Source organism: Gilliamella sp. Lep-s35 (assembly GCF_009795845.1).
Taxonomy (GTDB): Bacteria; Pseudomonadota; Gammaproteobacteria; order Enterobacterales; family Orbaceae; genus Gilliamella.
The window spans coordinates 1-7,456 of record NZ_WTEX01000040.1 but is presented as its reverse complement, the minus strand read 5'-3'; the positions used below and the strand labels follow the sequence as shown (position 1 = coordinate 7,456).

7 protein-coding genes and 1 pseudogene are annotated in these 7,456 nt (G+C 28.7%); all 8 read left to right on the top strand.

Translation table 11 applies throughout. The features are described 5' to 3' along the window. Nucleotides 1-933, top strand: a pseudogene (locus GQ590_RS11385) (hypothetical protein); the annotation flags it as partial. Beyond that, entirely contained in the window at nucleotides 923-1,540 is a 618-nt protein-coding gene (locus tag GQ590_RS11380; protein WP_160409061.1) for a hypothetical protein, read from the top strand. The pseudogene GQ590_RS11385 and the gene GQ590_RS11380, both read left to right, overlap by 11 nt. Nucleotides 1,541-1,758: 218 nt before the next feature. Further along, nucleotides 1,759-2,433: a hypothetical protein gene (locus tag GQ590_RS11375; protein WP_160422614.1), complete on the top strand. Its 675-nt coding sequence runs from the start codon at nucleotides 1,759-1,761 to the stop codon at nucleotides 2,431-2,433. A gap of 177 nt (nucleotides 2,434-2,610) precedes the next feature. Further along, nucleotides 2,611-3,219 carry a hypothetical protein gene (locus tag GQ590_RS11370; protein ID WP_160409064.1) on the top strand — a complete coding sequence of 203 codons (609 nt, stop codon included), beginning with the start codon at nucleotides 2,611-2,613 and terminating at the stop codon, nucleotides 3,217-3,219. 428 nt (nucleotides 3,220-3,647) lie between these two features. Then, nucleotides 3,648-4,412, top strand: a complete 765-nt coding sequence (locus tag GQ590_RS11365; RefSeq protein WP_160409066.1) for a hypothetical protein — start codon at nucleotides 3,648-3,650, stop codon at nucleotides 4,410-4,412. Nucleotides 4,413-4,567: 155 nt separating this feature from the next. Further along, a complete protein-coding gene (locus tag GQ590_RS11360) occupies nucleotides 4,568-5,227 on the top strand; it encodes a hypothetical protein (protein WP_160422612.1) in 660 nt (219 codons plus the stop codon). Nucleotides 5,228-5,337: 110 nt separating this feature from the next. After that, nucleotides 5,338-5,961, top strand: coding sequence for a hypothetical protein (locus GQ590_RS11355; RefSeq protein ID WP_160409070.1), 624 nt, complete (start codon nucleotides 5,338-5,340; stop codon nucleotides 5,959-5,961). Nucleotides 5,962-6,141: 180 nt separating this feature from the next. Further along, nucleotides 6,142-7,456, top strand: a 1,315-nt coding sequence (locus tag GQ590_RS11350) for a hypothetical protein (protein WP_160422610.1), incomplete at its 3' end; no start/stop codon positions are given.

The window sequence follows — 7,456 nt, the reverse complement described above, 5'->3', positions numbered from 1 at the left end:
AAAAACACTTTCTTATTTGTAAGGGCAAAAATAAAAGAAACAACCGCAATTACAGTAACGTTTAAAAGCTTCTTTGCAGGGCAATTTAGTGCCGTGGATAATTTAAATCATTATGATTTCTTAACCCAAGAGAAAGAAAGGTTTGAAATTAAAGCTATTTTAGGCATTATTACCTATCATATATATTGGAACACAGAAACAGAAGGTAAAATAGAAAAACATATCCCTAAAAGGATTTCGAATGAAAATATAGATAAATATAAATATATATATCATGATAAAGAGGGTAATGAGCATAAAATTTGTACGGTGGAGTGGCATAAAACTAAAGAAAAACAAAATGGAATAATATATTCCAATAAACCTACACATTCAAAAATAACAAAAGATAATAATGTTATTGAAGGTGATACGAGAAGAAGAGTTAAATATGAAAATGGAGATATTGCTGAATATGGTAGGCATCCTACAAAAGGAAATATTTGGAGGTTATATAAATCAACAGGTAAGGAAATAGAATTAATTAGAATGCCTGACCAACTAGATTATCGAAAAAATAACATTAAAATTCAATATACATTTTCACAAACACAAAGAAGATATACAGGACCGAATGTATTAGCAGGATTTATAGGTGCATTGGCTGACTGTAATTTAAAATTAGTAACTACTGGTAGTTGTTTTCGAGATGCGTCTTGTTTCCCAAGTTCAGAACATGTTAATGGAAAAAGTATCGATACTCTTTATTTAGATAATGTAGATGAACAGAAGTTTATTGATTCTATGCACAAATTCGGGTTTAATAAACAAATAACAGGAGCGCATAAGAAAAAATTTAATAATGCTATTCCAGAAAAAATAGGATCATTACACGATACTCATCTACATTCAGAGTTTAAAGATTCCACAATACAGATAAAAAATGAAGACTAAAATTATATTTTATTTATTAGCCATAATATGCGTATTTCTTGCCTGTAAGAAAGAAAAAGCATTGATTCAATCAACTAATATTGCTGTGTTAGATAGCTTATATGTAGGAGATAAAAATATTTCAAATAAGGAATTTATAAATAGAATTAATGAAAGTTGTCTCTTAACTCATCCGTATTTTGATCGAACGGAAAAACAAATGGATATTGATGCTAAAAATTGTATATTATCAAAAATATCCTATGATTATTATGCTACATTTCATGATAGTTTTTTTAAAAAGAAAATATATTCCTCTAATATTGAATTAATATTAGAAAAAAAAGAATGGGACTCTTTTCACGATGCTGCTGATCTAAGCACACAAATTAATTTAATAACAATAAAAAATCATAAAAGAACAGATTCTCTTAATGTATATTTAGAAAAAATCTATTCTGAAGCATTAACAGCTAAAATTCGATATTTTTATCTAGATAGGAAACTTAATTTATGGTTATTAACATTTATAGAAGATGAAAAAGGGAACCATTTAGAAAGTTGGAAGAAATATAAAATTAATTCACAAACAGGAAAATTTGAGTTAGTAGATAGTATAGAGGATTGATTTAAATATTTGACGTGAAAGATAGAATAAATGGATTAGTGCATTATATAAATATGGTTGGAGTAGGGATGGACAAAAATATATGCTTTCAGAAAATTTTATATATAATGGTAAAACCACATTGTTGCCTCATACAAAACACTTCGCACAAGGCGATGTTAGACATTATCATCATTTGCATTTACAAGGGTTCGATTTCTCTCTAATAAAAATAAAAAGTGAAAAAAGTGAAAAATAAAATATATTTTAATTTTATTATATTAATTGTTATATTATCATGCACATATAGGACGCAAAGTAATGAACAAAGATTAGATTCTTTAAGTACTAAGAATAAAGAAAACAAAATTGATGCTAATTATAAAACAATAACATCAAAAGATATAGCAAGTTTTTATTATTTCAATAATCGATATGGTTGGTATGAAATAGATACAGCTAAATTTAAAGAAAAATATTATTTTAATGAACAAGAAAAAAAAGCTACGATAAAAGAATCTGATTTTGCTTATTTTAGGTTAAAAAATACTTATGAATATTATGTATTAGATTCGTTTAAATTAGGAAAATATTTTTATAAAATCATCATTTTTCAAAGTGATGGGGAAAATGATACAAAAGAGTTGCAAATTATGCTTAATAGTTATGATGAAAACCAAAATTTAATTGATGTAATACTTTTAGATCAGCGTTTTACATTTGAATCAGAATATTTTAGAGAGTTTAATATTGATCTAAATAAAAAGAGCATAAATATAAAAAAATATGAAATTGAACATCTTATTTATGATGAAAATTCAAATATTATAGGAACAAAACAAAATCCAGATACTATGGTAGCAATAGTGAAATATCAAATATCAAAACAGGGGAATTTTAAAAAAGTACACTAAATTATATTGAAAAAATATTTATAAATGCAATGCATAAGTTTAAAAACAAATAACAGGAGCGCATAAGAAAAAATTTAGTAATGCTATTCCAGAAAAAACAGGATCATTACACGATACTCATCTACATTCAGAGTTTAAAGATTCCACAATACAGATAAAAAATGAAGAGATTAAAAAATGAAAAAAAATATCTTTCTTTTTCTGTTTTCTATGCTAACTCTAATCAGTTGTTCAAGTGGCAGTATAAAAAAAATCACCGTTGAACATACTTTGCCTTTTACATCTGATGGGTTAAAGAAATTTTATTCTTATGACGAAAATATGGGTACTTATAAAATAAATGCCCAATTTTTGGAAAAAAAAGAATTTACCCAATCAGAAAAAAATATTAAGCCTAAAAATTTTCATGATTATTATTCAACATCTCAATATTATTACCCTGTTTTAGACGTTTCAATTGGTTTACAAAGAATTACAGGTATTATATACGAAGGATGGGTTGAGTCAGAATATCCCTGTTTATTTTTTCAAATGAGCAGTTATGATAATGACGGAAATATGATTGATGCTTTGTTATTGGACAATAGATTCACATTTGAAGTAACCTATTGGAATGATTTTGCAATTAATGAAGATGGAAATATATTCATTAAAGAATTTTCTAAAAATGAGGTTTTAACTGATGATAGAGGAAATATTATCGATCGCACCATAACACCTAAAATAAAGTCAAATTTATTAAAATTTAAACTTAATAAAAATGGAAATTTTGAATCGATCCATTAAATGGTAAATACAATCATTTGGATGAAATTATCTATTTTATTGCTTGTTACTTTTTGTTTACAAAAATAGATAAAATATCTGTTCAGATAACGGACGGACTGCTAAAAAACCTAAAAAAATTTTAATTATGAGTCATTGTAAAAAGAATATATATTTACTATTTGCAATAGTATTGATTTCATGTTTATGTAATACACACCTATTACCACCCCGATGCGTTCGGTAAAGACTACAAAATCATTACGCAATATGAAAAAAATAAAATAATATCTAAAAAAATATACAACTTTGATGATTTGTACGAAGTTGAGTTAAAAGAACTTTCAACTATACCTGAATAATAATTCAATGCTTGGATATTAGTCCAATCATCAGATGAACCATAATAAAAAAGCATGATTAAAAAATCACGAAGTAGATTGGAAATAATGAATAAATTTTTAATACTGATAACAAGCCTATTAATAATTTTCTCTTGTAAAGCACAAGATGAAATAACCAATATTTCTAAGTCATGTAATGATTTAAAATATCGAAATCTAATTTATTATCAAATGTGTTTAGATTGGAATTTAAGTGCAGACAATATCTTGGAAATTATTCAAAATAAGCACGAAGAGTACTTACCCAATGATGTTGATTTTGGACATTTTTATGGTTTTACCCCTGATGGTATCTATATTAAAGCTGAATTAACAAAAAATAATAAACTTTATGATGTTCTGTTAGGCTCAGAATCTTGGTTTTTACTTACCGAAAAGCATACCGATAAATCACAGCTTTTTTCTTGTCGAGATCCTAAAAATTCTCGATACTTTATCGGTGACTTTGTTACCGAAGCATTAGTCGAACAACATCCTGAGTTAGAAGAACGGTACAACCAACATGCTCAAACAGCAATTAACACTATTTCGCAATATCAACCAACTACCTTAAAAGATTTTAATGGGCATTATTTCTCCACTAATTTAACACTTACTATTAGTGATACTAAGATTAAACTTAATACGCTTGATTATGATTTACCACTATTTCTAAAAGAGAATGATAGTATTCGAGTTTATCAAGGATTAGCAAAAGAACAAACGCAAGGCAATTTTATCTTTACCGGGTTTATTAAGGATAAAAGATATTATTTTCAATCACCGAACATTATGGATAATAAAATCATTGAAGTTCATAAAAGAGATTAAAAAATGATAAAAATCATCATTATACATACCTTACCGTTTACTTCGGATGGTTTAAAAAATTTTTACTCTTATGACGAAAATAAGGATACTTATAAAACAAATGCCCATTTTTTGGAAAATTAAAAATGAGAATAATATTACTAATTCTTTTGTCTTTGGCTAACATAGCATGCAGTCAAAAAATAGAAAATCAACCAGCAGTTACTCAAACAATCTCACAACAAGAGTTTGAACCAACGGTATATCAACTTATTGACTTTTTTAATAAAAAGGATTTTGAAGCAATTAACCAATATATTCATAAAGATATAGGACTTTTCATTGTATATAATGCGAGTACCAGCCCAACAATGAGAAGAATTGAACAATTGAACAATTTAAAATCTAATAATAAAATAATTGAAAATACTATACCGTCTTGGGTAGAAGATGAATTGCTAGGGGTTTCAATATCTGGCAATCCTAAAATACAATATGAACAATATCCTACATTTAATCCATGTAGTGAAAAAGTTAATAAACTAGGTCTGTATGCCAATCCAAAAGAAAAAAATATTGAGGCTTTAAAAATAGCGCTTGATTATTATCATTGGGAATTAAAACACTATCAATTTGAAAAAAATCCTGTTTGGGAGGAATATCAAGCCATTGCCGATAAAATAGCCCCTAAAACAGTTAAAGTTGTATATATAGAGAACTTTCCAGGTATATTACCGAATGATGAAAAAAATATTTTCATATTTTATCTTACACAACTGGATAATAAATGGTATTTAACAATTTTAGATTTTTATACTATGGATTGCAGCGCATAAAAAAGTATTCTGACAATATAAATTTATTAACAATGAAGAAAGAAAAAAATATACTCAATGGATCAAAGAATTTATAGAATATGATAAAAAATGTCCTAATCGATAGCTATATGAAAAATAAAATAATCTATATTTTTATTATTGTTTTACTATCTAGTTGTAGCAATAAACAATTAAATAAAAAAAATGTGGAAGTTAGTTCCTTCAATGAAAAAAAGAATATTCATGAAACGGCTAAAACCATGTCACCCATCATAAAAGATGATTTCGAAGGTACTTATATTTTGGATACTTTTGATATTTTTTCTCATAAGATAATTTTGCAATCCGAAGTTTTTTTAAATCAACAAAATATTTATGAAAGAGTTTTTGAAATCTCTCTGATAAATAAATCGGATTTCGCTATTGTCGAAATACAAAACAGAATAGGCGTAAGCGCCTATCAACTATTTATTCGAGAAAGAAATAAGAAATTGGAAATTTTCAAACAAACTGGTTGGGATAGTATAGTTTTTACAACAGAAACAGCAAAAGATGATAATACTGCTGAAAGGGCAAATTTGATCTGCTTAAGTCAAGAGATAAAACCAATAAATGGCATCATAAAAATCCCCGATGATTTAAATTTTACCAATGAAAATACAAAAGACTGCTTTGCCTGCCCACAACAATATACCACTGAAGAATGTTTGCAAAAGAAACAATCGGGTAAAAAATTTAGTTGGAAAAAATAAGAGGTAAGAAATATCACATATTTTTAATCCATGTAATGAATTAAAAGAGAAAGATATCATCAAAACAAGCACAAGAATTTTTACTTGATAATGTTGTTCTTATTTATTGCTATGGTTTTGGTTTCTCTTTTGGAGAAAACTATAAAAAAATAATACGCTACACACTTAATACCCTAATATATGAGGAAATATAAAAAAACTCTTCACATACACGATTTACAACAAAAACTAGATAATAAATACGGAAAAGGAAAATTCCATGCTGTTTTTATTATGGCGCTATTTTTCTGTCTGTTTTTTACTTCGTGTAGTAATTCACCAGGCGACAGTTCAAGCAGCTCAAGCTCAACAACCCGTGCAGGTAACAGCACCCACTCATCCCAAAGCACAAATGGAAATGCAACCGTTACCATTACCAGAACAGGGCAGAGCGCGAGCGTAAACCAAATTGACCCACCCAACGACCATTTACACAGAATACACAATGTATATTTTGCGAAAAAAAAAGTATTAAATACAGAAGTCTTTTTTGAACCGATAGATTCCGCTCATCCACAACGAGATGGACAAAATAACCTTATTACTTACGATTCCATTTTAGGAAAGACGGTTTATTTGGTACTCGAAACTCGAAATTTAACCCCTAACGAACAAATCAGAGTAGAAATACAGAGCGAATCACTCACCGGTAATACCAATGCATTAGAAGTCATGTACTTTAACGCATCCCGCCAATATACCTCAGCACAAACCCTTACCGCTGTAGTAGGCAATTTTGATGCCCTGAACAATAACACAGGCTCCTGCCCCTATACTAACTTAGCCGATCATTCTCACCGTGCCATAATAAAACTGCAACTCCGCCCAAGCACCCGAGCAATCTTCGATGAATGGGCAACACGCTTAGGCACCACCAATGGCACCGTACAAGTGCGAGTACAACGAAACCGTGGAAACTGTGCCTATGGTAACAGCAACAGAGAAACAAGCGACGGAAGTACCTTCTTATCTGCCGCAGAGCAGCAATTTAGAGTGGTAAATCGTAGTTTTTATGAGATTTATGCCCCCGTATTTACGCAAAGAGTAAATAACAGGAAAAACTATAACGCAAATCCATATAATTTCTTAGCCAATAACAGGAAAATGGCATATCTAAAAAATAATAATTCAACTAAAGTTGCATATATATATCACGATCCGTATGATAATGAATTTATCCTGACCACTTGTGAAAAAACTCAGGTAATGGGAAGAAATATTGGGATAATTTTAGATCATATTCCAGTAGGATATTCCAGAAGTGCTCCTGCTCCTGCAGGAGGACATGCAGAGAATAATTATTATTACCCTAATGAAGATATTGTAACTGATGGACATTTTATTGAGCCAAATAGTGATCCACCTCAGCGTAGAAAAGTACGATATTCAACCACGGGTAATGAGGTTGATTTGGTAAGAATGCCTGATGGATTAAATATTAATTTAGGTAATAACA

Coding starts and splice junctions, on each gene's coding strand:
- GQ590_RS11380 (WP_160409061.1), top strand. CDS start 923: ATGAAGACTAAAATTATATTTTATTTATTAGCCATAATATGCGTATTT.
- GQ590_RS11365 (WP_160409066.1), top strand. CDS start 3,648: ATGAATAAATTTTTAATACTGATAACAAGCCTATTAATAATTTTCTCT.
- GQ590_RS11355 (WP_160409070.1), top strand. CDS start 5,338: ATGAAAAATAAAATAATCTATATTTTTATTATTGTTTTACTATCTAGT.
- GQ590_RS11370 (WP_160409064.1), top strand. CDS start 2,611: ATGAAAAAAAATATCTTTCTTTTTCTGTTTTCTATGCTAACTCTAATC.